Source organism: Methylobacillus draconifructus, assembly GCF_045984385.1.
Taxonomy (GTDB): Bacteria; Pseudomonadota; Gammaproteobacteria; order Burkholderiales; family Methylophilaceae; genus Methylobacillus; species Methylobacillus flagellatus_A.
This window is the reverse complement of the sequence record NZ_JBJQIJ010000003.1, coordinates 283,653-302,983: the sequence shown is the minus strand read 5'-3', so window position 1 is coordinate 302,983 and position 19,331 is coordinate 283,653. Positions and strand designations below refer to the sequence as shown.

14 protein-coding genes and 2 tRNA genes are annotated in these 19,331 nt (G+C 58.4%); 5 read left to right on the top strand and 11 right to left on the bottom strand.

Annotated elements, in window-relative coordinates:
- Positions 1-13 precede the first annotated feature (13 nt).
- The 11 genes from clpP to smc all read right to left on the bottom strand — a co-directional run bounded on the left by clpP (position 14) and on the right by smc (position 14,241).
- On the bottom strand, positions 14-655 hold the full coding sequence (clpP, locus tag ACKF11_RS07715; RefSeq protein WP_309565241.1) for an ATP-dependent Clp endopeptidase proteolytic subunit ClpP: 642 nt from the start codon (positions 653-655) through the stop codon (positions 14-16).
- The gene (gene tig, locus ACKF11_RS07710) at positions 655-1,959 is read right to left on the bottom strand and encodes a trigger factor (RefSeq protein ID WP_407994822.1); all 1,305 of its coding nucleotides are present in this window, start codon (positions 1,957-1,959) and stop codon (positions 655-657) included. The genes clpP and tig overlap by 1 nt, the downstream gene beginning before the upstream one ends.
- A gap of 341 nt (positions 1,960-2,300) precedes the next feature.
- The gene (locus ACKF11_RS07705) at positions 2,301-2,504 is read right to left on the bottom strand and encodes a cold-shock protein (protein WP_309565239.1); all 204 of its coding nucleotides are present in this window, start codon (positions 2,502-2,504) and stop codon (positions 2,301-2,303) included.
- 163 nt (positions 2,505-2,667) lie between these two features.
- Positions 2,668-3,339: a mechanosensitive ion channel family protein gene (locus tag ACKF11_RS07700; RefSeq protein WP_309565238.1), complete on the bottom strand. Its 672-nt coding sequence runs from the start codon at positions 3,337-3,339 to the stop codon at positions 2,668-2,670.
- Positions 3,340-3,783: 444 nt separating this feature from the next.
- A complete protein-coding gene (gene msrQ, locus ACKF11_RS07695; RefSeq protein WP_407996595.1) occupies positions 3,784-4,407 on the bottom strand; it encodes a protein-methionine-sulfoxide reductase heme-binding subunit MsrQ in 624 nt (207 codons plus the stop codon).
- 19 nt (positions 4,408-4,426) lie between these two features.
- On the bottom strand, positions 4,427-5,398 hold the full coding sequence (gene msrP / locus ACKF11_RS07690; RefSeq protein WP_407996796.1) for a protein-methionine-sulfoxide reductase catalytic subunit MsrP: 972 nt from the start codon (positions 5,396-5,398) through the stop codon (positions 4,427-4,429).
- Between the two features lie 57 nt (positions 5,399-5,455).
- Positions 5,456-6,328 (bottom strand): tetratricopeptide repeat protein, encoded by an 873-nt coding sequence (locus tag ACKF11_RS07685; RefSeq protein ID WP_407996594.1) that lies wholly within the window; start codon positions 6,326-6,328, stop codon positions 5,456-5,458.
- 32 nt (positions 6,329-6,360) lie between these two features.
- Positions 6,361-7,161, bottom strand: a complete 801-nt coding sequence (gene cysQ / locus ACKF11_RS07680) for a 3'(2'),5'-bisphosphate nucleotidase CysQ (RefSeq protein WP_407996593.1) — start codon at positions 7,159-7,161, stop codon at positions 6,361-6,363.
- Positions 7,158-9,248, bottom strand: a complete 2,091-nt coding sequence (gene ligA / locus ACKF11_RS07675) for an NAD-dependent DNA ligase LigA (protein ID WP_407996592.1) — start codon at positions 9,246-9,248, stop codon at positions 7,158-7,160. Before ligA ends, cysQ begins: the two co-directional genes overlap by 4 nt.
- Position 9,249: 1 nt before the next feature.
- Positions 9,250-10,629, bottom strand: coding sequence for a cell division protein ZipA C-terminal FtsZ-binding domain-containing protein (locus tag ACKF11_RS07670; protein ID WP_407996591.1), 1,380 nt, complete (start codon positions 10,627-10,629; stop codon positions 9,250-9,252).
- Positions 10,630-10,734: 105 nt separating this feature from the next.
- Positions 10,735-14,241, bottom strand: a complete 3,507-nt coding sequence (gene smc, locus ACKF11_RS07665; RefSeq protein WP_407996590.1) for a chromosome segregation protein SMC — start codon at positions 14,239-14,241, stop codon at positions 10,735-10,737.
- A 61-nt stretch (positions 14,242-14,302) separates the two neighbouring features.
- On the opposite strand from smc, the gene queF reads away from it, so the two are divergent.
- The 5 genes from queF (at position 14,303) to ACKF11_RS07640 (ending at position 19,328) form a co-directional block, all read left to right on the top strand.
- Positions 14,303-14,722, top strand: a complete 420-nt coding sequence (gene queF / locus ACKF11_RS07660) for a preQ(1) synthase (RefSeq protein WP_309565231.1) — start codon at positions 14,303-14,305, stop codon at positions 14,720-14,722.
- A 32-nt stretch (positions 14,723-14,754) separates the two neighbouring features.
- Entirely contained in the window at positions 14,755-16,767 is a 2,013-nt protein-coding gene (locus ACKF11_RS07655) for an LTA synthase family protein (RefSeq protein ID WP_407996589.1), read from the top strand.
- Between the two features lie 6 nt (positions 16,768-16,773).
- The gene (locus ACKF11_RS07650; protein ID WP_407996588.1) at positions 16,774-19,062 is read left to right on the top strand and encodes a lipopolysaccharide kinase InaA family protein; all 2,289 of its coding nucleotides are present in this window, start codon (positions 16,774-16,776) and stop codon (positions 19,060-19,062) included.
- Positions 19,063-19,136: 74 nt separating this feature from the next.
- Positions 19,137-19,212: transfer RNA gene (locus ACKF11_RS07645), tRNA-Ala, on the top strand.
- 40 nt (positions 19,213-19,252) lie between these two features.
- Positions 19,253-19,328, top strand: a tRNA-Glu gene (locus ACKF11_RS07640).
- The last annotated feature ends 3 nt before the right edge of the window (positions 19,329-19,331 follow it).

The window sequence follows — 19,331 nt, the reverse complement described above, 5'->3', positions numbered from 1 at the left end:
TTTGCCTACTATGTTATGCAGCATCTGCCCGGCTGGCAATCAATTTATCCACCAAGCCGTACGCCACCGATTGCTCGGCGCTCATGAAATTGTCGCGGTCGGTATCCTGGGCGATTTTCTCGACAGGCTGGCCCGTGTGGCTGGCCAGGATATAGTTGAGCTTCTCGCGCAGGAACAGGATTTCCTTGGCATGGATCTCGATATCGGACGCCTGGCCCTGGAAGCCGCCCAGCGGCTGGTGAATCATGACGCGCGAATTGGGCAGGCAAAAGCGCTTGCCCTGCGCACCTGCCGCCAACAACAAGGCGCCCATGCTGGCCGCCTGGCCTACGCACAAGGTGCTGACATCCGGCTTGATGAACTGCATGGTGTCATAAATTCCCATGCCTGCCGTTACCGAGCCGCCTGGGGAATTGATATAGAAGTAGATATCCTTGTCCGGGTTTTCCGCTTCCAGGAACAAAAGCTGGGCGACCACCAGATTGGCGGTGGCATCATTGACCGGGCCAACCAGGAAAATGATGCGCTCCTTGAGCAGGCGGGAATAAATGTCATAGGAGCGCTCGCCGCGGCCGCTCTGCTCGATGACCATGGGGATATACCCCAGGCCTTGTGCCTCAAACTGGCTCTGCGCAGTTGCAGGATAATGAATCATTAGCTATTTCCCATCAGGTCGTCGAACTTGACTTTCTTGTCTGTGACTTTGGCGGACTTCAACACCCATTCCACCACATTGTCTTCAGTGGCCAGCGCTGCGGGTTCGTCCAGGCGCTTGGTATCGGCGTAGTACCAGGTCACTACGTCGTCAGGACGCTCGAAGCTTTGCGCGAAGACATTGACCATGTTGCGGACCTGGTCGGCATTCGCCTGCAGGTTCTCTCTGTTGACCAGCTCGGAAAGGATGAGGCGCAGGCTTGCATTGCGCTTGGCTTGCTCTTCAAACAATGCAGGCTCGAGGTTGACGTTGGCCAGGTCGACGCCGCGCTGCTTGAGGTTGTTTTGCGTGCTCTGGATCAAGCGGCCGATTTCCGCATTGACGAATGCCTTGGGTACTTCCAGCGCAGTGCTCTCCAGCAGGGCCTGAAATGCTTGTTCCTTGAGCTTGGCGCGCACGCGCTTTTCCACTTCCTGCTTCAGGCTGGCGGTGATTTCCTCGCGCATCTTTTCCACGTCGCCATCTTCCACACCCAGGCTGCGGGCGAAGTCGGCATCAAATTCAGGCAATTTCGCCTGCTCGACCGAATTGAAGGTGACATCGTAACTGACGGTTTTGCCTGCGAGTTGCTCGGGCCTATGGTCTTCCGGATAGGCAATCTCGAACACCTTGTTGCTGCCTGCCTTGTTGCCGGACAGTTCGCTCTCGAATGCAGGGAATCGTCCGCCCTCGCCGATGACCAGGTCGAGGCCGTTCTCATCGGTACGCTCTACTTCCTGGCCGTCAATAGAGGCGATCAGGCTGATGTTGATCTTGTCGCCTTTTTTGGAGGCGCGCTTGACTGGCTCGAATGTGGCGCGCTGGCGCAGCAATACGTCTATGGTTTTCTTGACTTCGGCTTCGCCCACTTCGAGCGCAGGACGCTCGATCTTCACCTTGGAGAGGTCGCCTATCTTCACTTCGGGGAAAACTTCAAAAGTCGCGATGTACTCGATCTGTTGATCTGCCTCGGCATAAGGCTTGTGCTCGATGTTGGGGTATCCGGCCACCCGTAGCTTGTTTTGCTCGACAGCATCGTTGAAGCTGCGCTCTACCGCATCGGAAAGCACTTCGTTGCGCACTTGCGCACCGTATTGTTGACGCACAATATTCAATGGCACCTTGCCCGGGCGGAAACCCGGCAGCTTGGCAGTACGAGCCAAGCGGTTGATACGCTCATTTACTTCTGATTCCAGCGGCTGTACTGGTACGGAAACCGTCATCCTGCGCTCAAGATTGCTGATGGTCTCAACGGTTGCTTGCATTGCTGTGTTCCTTAAATCGAGTTATTTGGCCTGGCGCACCATGCCGACAATACACCGGTCGCGCGAGCCAACTTATTGAAAATTAAAAAATTGCAAAACCATAACTCCAGTTTTACGCCAGCATTCGCTGCAATCTTATCCATTGCTGGGTAAGAATTGGACATGAATATTAGCTAGAGATTCTAGCATAGGTGACTATAAAACATAATGTCAGGAAAAAAGCGGGACAATCGGGCGTGGCAGGACCGCTTGGGCATGTCACGGGATGGGATGGAGCTTGAGAATATAGCAATTAAAACAAAGGGCCGATCTGGACCGGCCCTTATTTAGATGTCTGGATATCAGGCCTTTTGGATATTGGAAGCCTGCTTACCTTTCGCTGTCTGAGTCACTTCGAATTGCACCCTGTCATTTTCCTTCAGGCTCTTATATCCGTTCGCCTGAATTTCGGAAAAATGCGCGAACAAATCGTCGCCGCCTTCGTCCGGGGAAATAAACCCGAAACCTTTTGCATCGTTAAACCACTTAACCGTACCAAGTGCCATATCATTCTCCCAAAAATAACTAACTGACTGCCATTGCATGCTAAAACAACAATGCAGCCCAGCGGATAAGTAATGGCTGATTATGATGTAGGCAGTTTCCTACAGCCGGAAACGCCCAGGGCCGCAAAAGCGGCCCTGAGAAGCTGCAACAAGCAAGCGTGCGTTATTTACGCTTGGATTGCATTTCCTCGATCAGGCGCGCGGCTCTGTCCTTCCCTCCCAGGCCGAACGCGATGGCAAGCGCAAGGAAGATAGCGCCGAATACGATCACAAACAATGCAGTCAATAACTGTGTACCGATATCAAGTTGTTCCAGGGCAACGAACAAGGCGAATATCTGGATGCCATACTCGACGGTGGTGCTGATCTTGAGCGCGCCGTCATATTTCATGCCATGCAACCATGCGAATACCAGGCGGTTGACGAACCGTGCCAGCAAGGTACCGAAAATCAATACCAGGATGGCGACAATGATCTTGGGCAGGTAGTTTGCCAAGTTGTTCAGCATGTGGGCGACTTCGGTGAGTCCGAGCGTATTGGCTCCAGTGATGACGAACAACAGGATCACAAGCCAATAGATCACCTGGCTGATGACGCCGCTCAGGGTCAGGTCGAAATCGCCATGCTTGAGAAACGCTTCCAGGCCGGAGCGATCGGCAAACTTGTCGAATTGGGCCAGCTCGAGGATGCGCTTGACGCCCAGGCATGCCACCTTGGCACAAACCCAGCCGAAGGCCAGGATGACGATCACCGCCAGCAGCTTGGGAAAGAAATAGGCTACCTGACTCCAGAATTCATTGAGTGATGTGAGAAAAATATCAATCTGCTGTTGCATAAGCACACTCCTTGTTTATTTATTAATGACCCTAGAACCTGTTAAAGGCCTTTTTATGAGATACGTTGACCTGTCAAGGCAGCCAAGCAAGGCGCAAACCACGCGTATGCGGATTGTCAACGTGCTCATTGCACGGCGAGGATTTGCAACGCCACAGCGGCTGCGCTACCGAGACAACCCGAAGGGCATGGCTCCAACACGCATCCGCTCTGTGTTGCAGTCCTTGGCAAGGCAATGAGCATACCTGCGGACTACGCCTTGACCGGACGCGTCCTAGAGCCATGCGTACTTATAAAAAGGCCTTGAACAGGTTTTCTATGAGCAAGGCCTTTTGAACCAGAGCGGTAATGCCCGGCCGTCCAGGATAGGTCGGGTATTTTCTCGTAAATGCGGATTGGCCGCAAACAAATAACCCTTTTCACTTAACATTGGACGATAGGATAATTATCTAGTTGATTGATTATTAATTAATTTAAATTTATTCCTCAGCCTATAAGCTATCCGAATTGATAACAGGCCCAGCAAAATCAACGCATACGTCACGGGTTGGGAAATATCCTGCTTGACCAGCCAGAGGTAATGCAATACCGCCAGGACGGCAACCGGGTAACTGAGGGCATGCAATGTTTTCCAGCGTTTTCCCAGCTTGCGCATCATGGCGTCGTTGGATGTCGCGGCAAGCGGAACACTCAATATCAAGGCAAGGAAACCAACCAGCACATAGGGATGCTTGAGAACGTCCTTGGCTATCTCTGGCCAGTCGAACCAATGGTCCAGCCACAGATAAGCCATGAAATGCAGGCAGGCGTAGAAGAACATGAACAACCCAAGCATGCGGCGCAAGGAGAGCAGCCATCCCCAGCCCGACAACAGGCGCAACGGAGTGACCGCAAGGCTGAGCAATAGGCCGACCAAGGCCCATGTTCCCGTGGAGTGTTCGATGAACTCAACCGGGTTTGCGCCCAGCCGGTCCGTGAATCCCAGCCATAACAACCTCGCCAGAGGCAGCAATGCCAAGATGAATATGCTGCGCTTGATCCAAGCGACGGCGGTTTTGCCAAGAGCCATGCTTAAACAGGAACCATGCCTAGAAATGCTTGCGCAGATCCATACCGCTGTACAGATGGGCAACCTGTTCGGCATAGCCGTTGAACATCAGCGTCGGTATCCGTTTCGTTAACAGGCTGCTGCCGATACGGCGCTCATTGGCCTGCGACCAACGCGGATGGTCGACACTGGGATTCACGTTGGCATAGAAGCCGTATTCCCTTGGCGCTGCGCGCATCCAGGTGGTTTGCGGCATCTTTTCCACGAACCTGATGCGCACGATGGACTTGCCTCCCTTGAAACCGTATTTCCACGGGACAACCAGGCGGACCGGGGCCCCGTTTTGAGCGGGAAGCACTTCTCCGTACAACCCGACGGCGAGAATGGCAAGCTCATGCATGGCCTCGTCCAGTCGCAGGGCTTCAAGGTAAGGCCAATCCAGGATGGGCGCGCGTACGCCGGGCATGACGGCCTCATCGGCCAGAGAAATGAATTCGATGAATTTTGCATTAGCGGTAGGCTGAGCCAGGCTGACCAAGCGCGCAAGCGGTATGCCCACCCAAGGGATTACCATCGACCAGCCCTCCACGCAACGCATGCGGTAGATACGCTCTTCCAGGGGAGCAAGCTTCATGAGTTCCTCTATTCCCAATTTGCGCGGCTTGAGGATTTCTCCCTCGATTGAAATAGTCCAGGGCGAAGTCTTGAGCTGGCCGGCGTTTTCTGCCGGCTGCTCCTTGCTGGTGCCGAATTCGTAAAAATTATTGTATGTGGTGATGTCCCGGTAGGAAGTCAGCTTTTCTTCCTGTCCGTAGGCGGTTTTCTTGTAGCTCTTGATGGCAGGTCGGCGTCCTTGACCCTTTTCCTGTACTGCAAAACCGAGACTGCTCCAGCCGCCCAATGCCATCATGGCGCCTAGGCCCGCGGCCTTGATGAGTTCGCGCCTCTGTCTGAACAGGCGGGCGGGGGTAATCTCGGAAGCTACGATATCGGATGGCTTGCCTATCAACATGGGCGACCTTTCAAGCGGATGCGCCATTGCATGGGCCTGGGACAGGCGGAGCTGGCATTAACGCTGTGATAAGTTTTGCAATTGCAAGTTCACTTCCGCCGTCAACTTTTCTGCGCCTATGGCCTCGCCGATTTCGAGCGCCTGCTCCAACGCCTCCTTCGCCTTGCCGGCCTGCCCGGCAGCGATGAAATTCAGTCCCAGGTAATAATAGCCCTTGGCTGCCCAGTAGCCGTCGCCGGCTTCTTTTGCCTTGCCTATGATCCTGTTGAGGTTTTTCTCGGCATTGTTGAAATCCTTGGCATTGATGTAAAGCGAGCCGAGCTCCAGCCCGGCATTCGCATAGGCATCGAAACTACCGTCGCTCGCCTGCATGACCAGGGCCTTGACCTGGTATGCGATGGCATCGTCATAAAGCCCCTGCTTGGCTTTGAGCTGGGCAAGATGCTCGTTGGCATCGGCACGCTCGTTGTTATTGGCAGCAAGCTGGAGGGCTGCTTCATAATGTTGTTGCGCTTGCGGCAACGATGCCTGCTGCACCAGGGCCTCGCCTGCCAGCAAGTGTGAGATGGCCTGGAACTTCTGGTTTTTTTCCTGTGTGGCGAGCGCCAGCGCCGCTTCATAACTGGATTGCGCTTGTGCGTACTGCTCCAATGCATTGTAGGCGTTGCCCTTGAGTAAATAGGTCACCAAGCGCTCATGCGCCGTGGTTGCCTGCGCCTCGGCGGCAGTGAAGCTCTTGGCGGCATCTTGGCCGCGCCCCAGGGCCAATTCCGCCCTGCCTTTGCACAGCAAGAGGTCGAGCTGCCCCTGTTGTTTTGCCAGGCCCTGCCCTGCCTGAGCCAAGGCTGCATCGGCATCGTCTTCATCCAATGCACGGAGGCAACCCTCGGCCGGGTTCGTGCCGGCATGCGCAAGACTGCTTGCAAGCATACATATCATCAGGATTCTAAAAAACGGCATCATTACTCCAGGTATTGGTTCCAATCGTGCGCTGTCGCGCCACGGGCAAAAAATTCCGGGTTGAGGATAGTGTCCTTGCGGTTGTATTGCAGGGCAAGGCCATGGCGGTCGACCAATTGGCCGCCCGCGCATTCGAGCACGCACTGCGCGGCCGCAGTGTCCCATTCCGACGTCAGGCCCAGGCGCGGGTAGACATCGGCCTTCCCCTCTGCCACCAGGCATATCTTGAGCGAGCTGCCCATATGGACAATATGCGGCTCGCTATGTTGGATAGTGATATTCCGCAACATGGCCTGTATTTTTTTGCCGGGATGGGAGCGGCTGGCAGCGACGGTAATATGGCCAAGGTCCAGTGGACGGGCATGGATGCGCTGCGCCGCCTGGCCGTCCAGCTGCTTGTAGGCAGCCTGGCCGTCGGCATAATAGCTGAGTCCAAGGGCCGGTGCGTGGACGACGCCGAGCACGGGCCGGCCGCAATCGATCAGGGCGATATTCACGCTGAATTCGTCATTGCGCTTGACGAATTCACGGGTGCCGTCCAGGGGGTCGACCAGCCAGTACTGCTGCCATTGTTGGCGCTCTGCGAATGGGGCAAGCTCATACTCCTCGGAGATCAGCGGCAACCCTGGGGTCAACCATTGCAGGCCGTCCTTGATGACGCGATGGGCGGCCAGGTCTGCATCCGTCAAGGGAGAATGATCCTCCTTGTGATGTACTGCAAAATCCCCGCGGTACACCTGCATGATGGCCTCCCCGGCCTCATGCGCCAGCTTCATCAATGCAGGGAGGAGGCTATCCTTCATTCCGCGAGCATATCCAGCAATCCGGCCTCGTCCAGTATCGCCAGCCCCAGCTCCTGCGCCTTGGCTAGCTTGCTGCCGGCCTCGCTGCCTGCGACCACATAGCTGGTCTTCTTGGAAACACTGCCGCTGACCTTGCCACCGGCTGCCTCTATGCGCTCCTTGGCCTCCTCCCGAGACATCGTGGGCAGCGTGCCGGTCAATACGAAAGTCTTGCCTTCTAGCGCGCCGGAGCTGGCCGGCTGCCCTTCGCTCTCCTCCCAATGGATGCCGGCGTCCGTCAGTTTCCTGATCACTTCACGGTTATGTTCCTCGGCAAAGAATTCGGCGATCGAGCGCGCCACCACCGGCCCGACGTCCGGCACTTGCTGCAAGGCTTCGGCATCCGCTGCCTGCAGTGCGTCCAGCTTGCCGAAATAGCGCGCCAGGTCCTTGGCCGTGGCTTCTCCCACATTGCGGATGCCCAACGCGTAGATAAACCTGTTCAACGTCGCATGCTTGCTTTTCTGCAAGGCGTCCAGCAGGTTGCGGGCAGATTTCTCGGCCATGCGGTCCAGGCTGGAAAGTATGTCCAGATTGATTTTCTCCGGGTCATACAGGTCGGCCAGGGTTTCGACCTTGTTCTGGTCGATCAGCTGGTCGACCAGCTTTTCGCCCAGGCCTTCGATATCCATGGCGCGGCGGGAAGCGAAATGCAGGATGGCCTGCTTGCGTTGCGCCGGGCAGAACAGGCCGCCCGTACAGCGCACGGCAGCCTCGTCCGGCAACCTCGCGGCATGGGAGCCGCATATCGGGCACAAGTGGCCTATCGCCTCGAGCAAAACATAGGGCTGAGAGCCTGCTGGGCGCCTGTCCTTGATGACGGAGACCACTTCGGGAATGACATCTCCGGCGCGGCGCACCACCACGGTATCTCCAATGCGCACGTCCTTGCGGTCGATTTCGTCCTGGTTGTGCAATGTGGCATTGGTGACGGTCACGCCGCCCACGAATACCGGCTTCAGGCGCGCGACGGGAGTGATGGCGCCGGTGCGCCCTACCTGCACGTCGATATGCTCGAGCACGGTCATTTCTTCCTGCGCCGGGAATTTGTGGGCCACCGCCCAGTTCGGCTCGCGGGAGCGGAAACCCAGCTCGCGCTGCAGATCCAGGCGGTTGACCTTGTAGACCACGCCATCGATGTCGTATGACAATTGGTCGCGCCTGGCGGCGATGGACTGGTGAAAAGCCGCCAATACCTCCGCGCCCATGCCTACGGCGCGCTCGCTGCATACAGGGAAGCCGAGCGCCTTGAGCGCGTCCAGCACCTGGGCATGGGTGGGCGGCACCTTCCAGCCCTTGGTCTCGCCGAGACCATAGGCGAAGAACGACAACGGCCGCTGTGCGGCAAGGCGCGGATCGAGCTGGCGGATGCTGCCTGCAGCGCCGTTGCGCGGGTTCACCAGGGTGGGCTTGCCGTGCTCGCGCTGGCGCGCATTATAGCGTTCGAAATCCGGGCGGCTCATGTACACCTCGCCCCGGACCTCAAGCACTTCAGGCGCTTCACCGTGCAATTGCAGCGGGATCTGGCGGATGGTGCGGATGTTGTGCGTCACATCTTCGCCGACCTCGCCGTCGCCGCGCGTAGCGGCCTGCACCAGCAAACCATGCTCGTAGCGCAAGCTCAAGGCCAGGCCGTCGAACTTCAGTTCCGCTGCATATTCAATCGGCGCATCGTCGGGCAATAGCCCCAGCTTCTTGCGCACGCGCGCGTCGAAATTGCAGGCGCCCTGGGGCGTGATGTCGGTTTCCGTCTCGATCGACAGCATGGGGATGCGATGCCGCACCGGCACGAGTTCCGTCATGGCTGCCCCGCCGACCCGCTGCGTAGGCGAGTCCGGCGTGACCAGCTCGGGGTGAGCTTCTTCCAATGCCTTGAGCTCGCGGAACACGCGGTCGTATTCGCTATCCGGCACGCTGGGCGCATCCAGCACGTAATATTCGTGATCGTAGCGCCGTATCGTGGCGCGCAAGGCTTCCGCCTTTCCAGCCAAGCCGGACAGCGTTGCTGGAGGATGTGCCGAAAACAGGCCTGCTTGCATGTCCGTCATATCAGGAGAACAAGCGCAAGGCGTAAGCCTGGCCAGGCACAATGCCGTGCGTGATCATTTTGTCGTGGATCAGCTTGATCTGCTGGCGAATCTTGTCGATCTGCGCATCGCTCAACTCGCGCTGCTTGTCATCCACCAGGCGGGCGCCCAGGCCGTGCTCCATCTGCCTGGCCAGCAGCACCATATGGTTGTACGCCTCGGTGTAGTTCTGCACCCTCGGGATATCCAGCTGGAAGGTAAGCCCACGGATCACCGAGGTGCGCAGCATCTCGACGGTAAATGGCAATTTGTCATGGTTGACCACGGAGAACAACATCTGCTGGTTACCGCTGCCATCCTCGACAATGTAGTGATAAGCGCCATCCTCGCCCAGCGTCAGGCCGCCCGCTTCCGCGAGCCCGCGGAACTTGGTGCCGGTGAATGGGCCGCTTGCCCCCTGCGTAAGGTGGAAACCGACCATCTGGTCCACTTCGATGCAGAACTGGTCAAGCTCGGCAGCCTGCTGCAACGGGTTTTCCGTGTTCAGCCACTCAATCGACGCACCCAGGGAGCGGGCCAGCTCCTCGACTGCCAGGTGGAAGCGCGACAAGGTGCCGGTCGAGACCGCTCCTGCGCGGTCGGCTAGCTGCAAGGTACAGATGGCGGCGCTGAAATGGGCCGACTCCTGCTCCCGCGTCAGCAGATGCCAGCGCTGGTCACCGCCCAACCCGTAGGCATACACCGGCTTGTCGATATCCGTGATCGAAAGCAGGAACTCACGCAGCGCCTGGCCGCTGGCTGGCGCTGCCAGCGAAAGCACGCCGACAAAATCGATCTCGGGATTCACCTCAGGGGGAATCGTCAGGACGGGCCGGGTAGCCGGCTCCGGGGCATATTCCGGCTCTGGCGGCTGCTCGGGAACAGCCGCTTGCAGCGCCTCGACTTTCTTTACGCTTTCTTCTTCGATGGCATCCTCCCATGGCGGCACCTCTGCCTCTTCCGGGATATTGGCAACTATCGTTTCCTCTAGAGCATCTTGCTTTATAGTATCTTCCTTGGCTTCATACGTTTCCGCGAAGGACACGCTCTCCCCAGCAGGCTCGTAGTCTGGCTCGTACTGGAGTTCATCATCCAGGCTATTCGCCTGTTGAACGGATGTATCAGCGCGCTCAACGTATTCAGCGTCGGAAGCATCCTCGTCATCCTGTACGGCATGGGGATCGATATGAAACTCTTCATTGCGGATGGCGCGCGCCTCTTCCATCAATGCATCGTACTTGGGCTCGTCGAAACGCTTGAAGGCCTCCTGCTTGAACTTGCGTTCCTGCCACCAGTTGAAGGCCAGCACAGCGCCGATGATAAGGGCGCCCAGTCCCAGTAAGGCCCAATGTAGATCAGTCATTATTTTAATACTCCACGCTTCTTGATCTGATAAATGATCCTGGTTTATTCAAGGGTGTTGCCGATGCGCCATGAGTGCTGACAAGCGCCAAGAGCGGAATCCTGTTCATGCTGCCTCGTGCATCTGCAATGCCGCCGCGATATCCACCTCCACAATACGGGAGACGCCGGATTCCTGCATGGTGACTCCGATGAGCTGCTGAGCCATTTCCATGGTTATTTTATTATGGCTGACAAATAAAAATTGTGTGCGCTCCGACATTTTTTTCACCAGGGCGCAAAAACGCTCGGTATTGCTATCGTCCAACGGCGCATCCACTTCGTCCATGAGGCAGAAAGGGGCTGGATTGAGGCGGAACAAGGCGAACACCAATGCCAGCGCCGTCAGCGCCTTCTCGCCGCCTGACAATAAATGGATGGTACTGTTCTTCTTGCCCGGGGGCTGGGCGAACACCTGCATGCCGGTATCGAGGATTTCATCGCCCAGCATTTCCAGCTTGGCCTGCCCGCCCCCGAACAACTCCGCGAACAATTCGGCAAAATTGCGGTTGGCTTCGTCATAGGTGTGCTGCAGGCGGCTGCGCGTCTCGCGGTCTATGCGCCGTATCGCGTCCTCGAGCGTGGCGACGGCCTGCTCCAGGTCTGCCGACTGGCTGTCCAGGTATTGCTTGCGCTCGCGCTCGCTTTCCAATTCCTGCAGCGCGGCGAGGTTCACCGGCCCAAGCCCCTCGATTTCCCCGCCCAATGCCGCGATCCGGCGTTCCAGATCGCCGGTTTTCGTGTTGACTGTCAGCCCTTGCACCAGCGCCCCTTCCTCCAGCCCGCATTCCTGCAGGTTCTGCTGGCATTGCTCAAAATGCAGTCGCGCCTGCTGCTCATTGAGGCGCGACTGCTCCAGCTTGTCGCGCAAGGGGTGCAAGGCCTGCTCGTATTGCATGCGGCTGCGCTCCTGCTGCTGCAATGCATTGTCGGCCTCCGCCAACGCGTCGCGTGCGGCTGCCAGCGCAGCCTCGTGTTGTTGCTTGCGGACGATCGCGGCTTCGAGGTTGGCCTTGAGGTTTTCCATTGCTGCAGCCTCGAGCAGCGCTTGCGCTTCCTGGCGGCGGATGGCGAGGCTCTGCCGTTCTTCCTGGATGGCGTTCAGCCTGCTCTGGCTGTCCGCGATGCTGGTCGCCAGCAATTTGTGGTTGAAGGTTTTTTCCTGTGCGGCCCGCTCGGCTTTTTGCCAGGCGGCCCGCACCGCGTTCAGCTCGTTTTCAGCGGCATGACGCTTGGCCTGGGTTTCCTGCCGTTCGGACTGCAATTGACCAAGGGATGCCTGCAACTGGCCGAGTTTTTGCTGTTGCTGCTGGCGGTCCTGCTGTAATTGATCGTGTTGCCTGGTAAGTGCGAAGATGTCGTTTTCCAGGCCTTGGCGGCGCTGCGCGATATGCTGCCGTTCCTGGGCGAGCTGCTGGATCTGCAAGCTACGCTGGTGTTGCGCCTGGGTCGTGCCGCGTAACTGCTGCTGCAATTGCTGTTGTTGCTGGCGCAACTCCTGCTGCTTGAGTTCTGCCTGCTGCAAAGCATGCTTGGCCTCATGGAGCACCTGCTGCATTTGCGGCAGGCCCGCCTCCAGCATGTCCAGCTCGCGCTGGCGTTCCAGCACGCCGTGCAATTCCGAGTTCTGCGCGTGCAGGCTGATGCTGTGGCGGTCGTAGATATCGCCTGCGGCAGTGACCACGCTCTGCCCATTTTCCAGCGACAGGCGCAGCTTCCCGGCTTCGTCCGCCGTTTGCGCGACCAAGACATTGCCCAGCCAGTTTGCCAGCAGGCCCTGCAGCCCCGGCTCATGTACTTCGACCATGGCGCTCAACTGCTGTGCATCGGCAGCGGCCGAGGCTTGATCGCCAGGAAGGGCAAGCACCACCGCTGCGGGAGGACGCTCCGCCACGACGCGTGCCATGTCCTGCTCCGGCATACCTAGGACCGTATTGAGGCGGGCGCCAAGCACCGCCTCAACCGCGGTTTCCCAGCCAGGCGTAATCCTGATCTTTTGCCAGAGCCGCTCGCCGTCATGCAAGCCGCGCGCGCGCAGCCACCCTTCCAATTGTCCCTGCTTGCCCAGGCCTGCCTGTATCTTGCGCAAGGAGGTTGCCTCGGCTTCCGCCTGCGCCAGCCGGCGTTCATGTTGCAGCAGTTGCTCCCGTAATGCCTTGACCTGCTCGGCCTGTTGCTGTTCATGCTCCCGCAATCGCAGCAGGCCTTGTTCAAGCTCGGCCTGCTGGCTGGCCGCTTCCTTGAATTCGGCTTCAAGCCCATGCAGTTTTGCCTCGTCCGGCATCTTGAGGTTGCCCGCCTCCTGCTGCATGCGTTGCAGGCGCTGCCTGGCATCCTCCAAATTGCGCTCGGCATGCTTGAGGCTGGCATCCTCCAGGCGTATGGCCTGCTCCGCCTCATGCAATGCCCGTTGCGCGGCGGAGTGGATATGCAGCGCAGACTGGAAGGCGCGCTCCATTTCCGGCAGTTTCTGCTTCAATGCCTGCAGTTGCTCGCCAGCCTCGGCTTCCTCAGCGCTGACTACCCGTTGCTGCCCTTGCAGGGTTTGCAGTTTTTCACTGAACTCCTGATGCTGCTGGTCGAGCTTATGCGATTGCGACTCTATCTGTTGCAATTGCGCCTGCAGGCGCGAGCGCGCCTCCTGGGTGTGGCGCAATTGCTGCTCCTGGTTGGAGACTTCCGCGTTGGCTTCGTAATAAGCCGCCTGCGCTGCCTGTAACTGAGCCGAAGCTGCCTGGTGCTGCTGGCGCAAGGCCTCTAGGCCGCCCTCCGCCTGCCGCAGCGCCGCCATCTGCGCCTCGAGCTCGATGCCGAGCCGGTTCATGGCGGCCTGCGACTTCTCCCACTGGTTGCCGGCATCTCGCTTCTTCAACAGCCAGAGCTGCCCTTGCGCCAGTTGCAGGCTGTTTTGCAGGCCCTGATATTGCAGGGTAACCGCAGCCTGCGCTTCCAAGCGCATGATCTGCTTGTCCATTTCCTGGCGGATATCCTCCACCCTCACCAGGTTGTCGCGCGTGTCCCGCAGGCGGTTCTCGGTCTCGCGGCGGCGCTCCTTGTACTTGGAAATGCCGGCGGCCTCTTCGAGGAATACGCGCATTTCCTCGGGCCTGGCCTCGACAATCCTGGAAATCGTGTTTTGGCCGATGATGGCGTAGGCGCGGCCGCCCAATCCTGTGCCCAGGAACAAGTCGGCCACGTCGCGGCGGCGCACGGCCGCATTGTTGATGAAGTAGCTGGAGCCTTTTTCGCGCTCGATCACGCGCTTGACGGAGATTTCGGCGTACTGCGACCATTCCCCTGCCGCGCCGCCCAGGCTGTTGTCGAAAATGAGCTCCACGCTGGCGCGGGAAGCCAGCTTGCGGTTGCCGGAGCCGTTGAAGATGACATCCGCCATGGATTCGCTGCGCATTTCCTTCGCGCTGGACTCGCCCAGCACCCAGCGTATCGATTCCATGACGTTGGACTTACCGCAGCCGTTGGGGCCCACCACGCCTACGCGCTGGCCATGGATATGCAATGTAGTGGGGTCGACGAAGGATTTAAAACCAGCGAGCTTTAGATGAGTCAGGCGCAATTGATGGAGGTCTTGGCTATAATGACACTTTTTTGATAATCCGATTTATACGGTAGCCCTTATGTCTAGTCAACCCAGCAAAGCTTTGGAAACCTTCGACAACCCCAATCCCGGCCGCGATTTCCACATCCATATGGAGATCCCCGAATTCACCTGCCTCTGCCCAAAAACCGGCCAGCCGGATTTCGCCGTGCTCTATCTGGATTACATTCCTGACCAGAAGTGCGTCGAGTTGAAGAGCCTCAAGCTTTATATCTGGTCTTTCCGCGACGAAGGCTGCTTCCATGAAGCCGTGACCAACCGCATTCTGGATGACCTGGTGGCGGCGACCGATCCCAAGTTCATGCGCCTCACTGCCAAGTTCTACGTGCGCGGCGGCATCTTTACCAACGTGGTTGCCGAACACCGCAAGCCAGGCTGGCAGCCTCAGCCTCGCGTCGAACTGGCCGAATTCGCGCCACAATCCAATATCCGCGGTTAAACATTCCATCAATTAACGAAAGTCGTCATCACATGGTCGGTTTGCTGGAACGTAGCCGCAGCTCACTCTGGACACTGGCAGGCAGGTTCGGCCCCTACGCGCCCCTGCTCGTCATGACATTGGTCAGCTTCCTCATCTTCAGCCTCTCCCGGGCAGGCCTGGTCGCTTGGCAGTACGACCGGGTAACGGCCGTCTCCAGCTGGCAGGAAGTCATGCTGAACGGTTTGCGCGTGGACAGCATTCAGATCGGCTTGATGTGGCTGCCCGCGCTGTTGCTGGCACCTTTGCTCGCTATCAGCAGGTTTTGGCGCCTGTGGCGCGGCTTCACCTATTCCTGGGTGGTGCTCTGCGTCAGCCTGGTGATATTGCTGGAACTCGCAACGCCCGGCTTCCTTGGGGAATACGATGCGCGCCCCAACCGGCTTTTCGTGGAATATCTCAAATACCCGAACGAAGTGTGGGCCATGCTGTGGAATGGCTTCAGGGTGCATCTGTTCGCCGGCGTTCTCGGCACATTCGTGGCAGCCCTGGCCATGGGCTGGCTCATGCATCCATGGCTCAGGCAGCAACAACGCTGGAAGAACTGGACCGTATGGCTGAGCTGGCCCCTCGTTTTCATCGTTGCGGCATTGGTGGTGCGCGGTACGATCAGCCACCGCCCGGCCAATCCCGCCATGTTTTCGCGCACGACGGACTCCATGGTCAACAGTGTGATCCTGAACTCCTCCTGGTCGCTCATCCACGCGGTATACAGCCTCAAGCATGAAAACAAGTCGAGCGAGATTTACGGCATCCTCCCGGATGAAGAAATCTACCGTATCGTGAGGGAAACCCGCGCCAGGTTCGATGAGAGCTTTGCGCCCGTGGACCATCCCGGCTTGCCCACCCTGTCGCAGCTGACGCCGTCACGCACGCGTGAGCGCCCGCTCAACCTGGTCATCATCCTTGAGGAAAGCCTGGGCGCGACCTTCGTCGAATCGCTGGGCGGAACGCCTGTGACCCCCAACCTAGAGAGGCTCAAAGAGCAAGGCTGGTGGTTCGAGCAGATGTATGCGACGGGCACGCGCTCCGTACGCGGCATCGAAGCCGTGGTCACAGGTTTCCAGCCGACGCCGGCGCAAAGCGTCGTCAAGCTGTCCCTGTCGCAGCGCAACTTTTTCACCATCGCATCCTTACTGGAGCAGCAAGGCTACAGCACCGAGTTCATCTACGGCGGCGAATCCCACTTCGACAATATGGTGGGATTCTTCATGGGCAACGGCTTCCAGCGCGAGCAGGATTTCGACAGCTATGAAAAGCCCGTGTTCGTCGGCAGCTGGGGCGTCTCTGATGAGGACCTGTTCAACAAGGCGCATGACGAGATCATGGCCAGCCATGCCAGCGGCAAGCCCTTTTTCACCTTGGTCTTCACCTCGTCCAACCATGCGCCGTTTGAGTTTCCCGACGGCCGCATAGACCTCTACGACCCGGTCAAGGCGACCGACAATAACGCGGTAAAATATGCCGACTACGCGCTCGGACAATTCTTTGCCAAGGCGCAGAAGAGCGCTTACTGGAAAGATACCTTGTTCATCGTGGTTGCCGACCACGACATCCGCGTCCATGGGCACGACATGGTGCCCATCAACCACTTCCATATCCCGGCGCTGATCCTGGGTGCGGATATCGAGCCGCGCCGCATACAGACCGTGGCAAGCCAGATCGACTTGCCGGTGACCGCGCTCTCCCTCATGGGCATCAAGGCGCAGCACCCAATGACGGGACGGGACTTGAGCTATGGCAATGGCGACCAGCCCGGCCGGGCCATGATGCAGTTCGAGAACAACTTCGCCTGGATGGAAGGCAACCAGGTGGTAGTGCTGCGCCCCGGCAAGGAGCCTGCGCATGGCACCTGGGACGTCAAGCAGAAGAAGTTCAGCCAGGCGCAGCCTGCCGCGGACCGGACGGAGTTCGAGACGCGTGCATTGGCGAATTCCCTGCTGCCGTCTTTGCTGTACCGCGAACGCTTGTATCACGTCCTGCCACAAGAAAGCGCGACTCAATAAAGCATTATGGACACGATCGAGAAAACGCCTATCCAGGGATACATCCCGCCGCCCGGGCCCAAAACGCAATTGCACCAACCATCCATGCTGACCTGGGAGATCATACGCAAAGGGCTGGCGTATATCCTCAAGGGCAAGATGATGGTGCCCGACAGCCACCTCCCCCCTGCCGCCCATGACGTGCCGGTGGATTTTGCTGGAGTCGGGGTCGCCACCTCAGGCAATACCGAGGTGGATGACTACGTGATTGCCCGCCTTGACGAACTAGGTCTGCGCCAAGTCAGGCTGGATTTCGGCTATGGCGATCTTGACCATGACGCCGCTCGCCTGCTAGAGACATTGCTCGACAAGGGGTTCAGCGTCATGCTGCACCTGGTGCAGCCGTTCGAGGCGGCCATCGCCATGGAGCAAGCGCCAGCGCAGCAAGCCTGGCAAGCATTCCTGCAACAAGTGCTGGATCGCTACGGCAGCCGCATATCCATGGTCGAAATCGGCTCGACAGTCAATCGCAAGCGCTGGGCCGGCTATACGCCGCAAGGGTTCCTCAAGGCCTGGGAAATTGCCTACCGCGAAGTCAAGCAACGCAACATCACGCTTGCCGGGCCGAATATCAGCGATTTTGAACCGCTGTACAACATCGGCCTGTTGGAAATCTTCCGGCAGCGAGGCCAATTGCCGGACATCCATACGAACAACCTGTTCAGCGAACGCTCGACCGAGCCGGAGCGCTTCGACCACCGCATTCTGAAATACCGGCAAGCCACCGCGCTCAAGTTTAACCTGGTGAAAAAGGCGCGCCTGCTGCACAAGATCACGGCCGATTACGGCGTGCGTGAAGTCATGTCGCCCTCCGCTTTCTGGACCTTGCCGCGCATCCTGCGTCTGCTGCCGGACGGTGAACAGAAACAGGCGGACTATCTTGCCCGCTACATGATCCTGTGCGCGGCATCCGGGGCATTGCGCCAGGCGTTTTGGGGGCCATTGATCTGCCACCGCGAGGGCTTGATAGATGACGGCAGTGATAGCTACCCGGCACTGGAACGCATCACCCACTATGCCAGCGTCACGGGCGATATCAAGCTGTTCCGGCCACGGCCGAGCTTCTACACAATGCAGGCCTTTGTACGCTTGATTCCCGGACGGCATTACCTGGGGGCGCTACGCAGCAGCCACGGCATGGAGGTTCACGCCTTCAAGGACAGCCAGACCCTGGTGCACGCGGTCTGGACCACCAATGGCAAGGGCGCCGTGCTGGCCGACCATTACCAGCTGGATGACTTGCAGCATGCCAGCTACATCAGCCGCGAAGGAGCGCAGTTGGCGACAAGCCCCGGCCTCGCCAGCGAGTCGCCGATCTATATCACATGGCCAGCAGGAAGGAACATCATCTTGAAAACGGAAAAAGGCCTGTTTGCCAACCTGTCGATCCAACGGCACGGGGAACAGGGTGAAGACAAGCACCACCACGCCTACCAGGATGATGAATGGCGCGGCATCCTGGTCGCCGGCAGCGACGAAGAGGCAGCCCTGCTCAGCCAGGCGCTCCACCCATCTCGGCTGGGCAAGCCGCCCAAGGACGCCATCCTACGCAAGGCACGCAACGCGATCTGGACCATAGAGGACCCGCGCGACCCTGCGCGCAAGCTCGTGGTAAAGCAACCGGTCAAGATGCATGTACACAAGAAAGTGCTCGACCAGTTCAAGCTCTCGAAAGCCAAGCGCAGTTGGAACGGCACCAACGAACTACTGCGCCGCGGCGTTGAGGCGGCAGCGCCGATCGCCTATTTCGAGAAGCACGGCGACCGCTCCCTGCTGCAGAATTACTATATCTGCGAATTCGTCCGCACCGACTTTTCCATCCGCGACATTTTTGCGGCGTTCCATAACGGCGAGACTTCATACGAAGGCGTCACCGCCGAGCAAATCTACCCGCAGCTGACACGTTACCTGCTCAACATGCACGATAGGGGTGTATTCTTCCGCGACCTGTCCGGCGGCAACATCCTGGTCACCAAGCTTGAAGACGGCCAGCTCGCGTTCTCGCTCATCGATACCAACCGCGCCCATTTCTTCAATCATGGCATCCCTTTGTCCAAGCGGCTTTCAGACCTCACGCGCGTATGCGTCAAGCTGCCCTGGCATAGCCGCGAGCAACTGGTCGGCATGTACCTCAAAGCCATGAAGCAGGAGTTCGGCTGGCGCCAGCGCCTGCCCTTTCACCTGTACGATTTCAAGGTGGGCATGAAAAAACGCGTGGGCCGCAAAGCCATCAAGCGCCTGTTCAAAAATAAATAGCGCTTTATTTGAATTAATTGGGCTAGAAGCGTTGACAGGCATGGCCTGGATCATTAATATAGCGGCTCTTTTTCGGGGGTATAGCTCAGCTGGGAGAGCGCTTGCATGGCATGCAAGAGGTCAGCGGTTCGATCCCGCTTATCTCCACCAAAAATAGATGCCCGGAACCATCCGGGCATCTGACGATGAAGTCCCCATCGTCTAGAGGCCTAGGACATCGCCCTTTCACGGCGGTAACCGGGGTTCGAATCCCCGTGGGGACGCCAGCA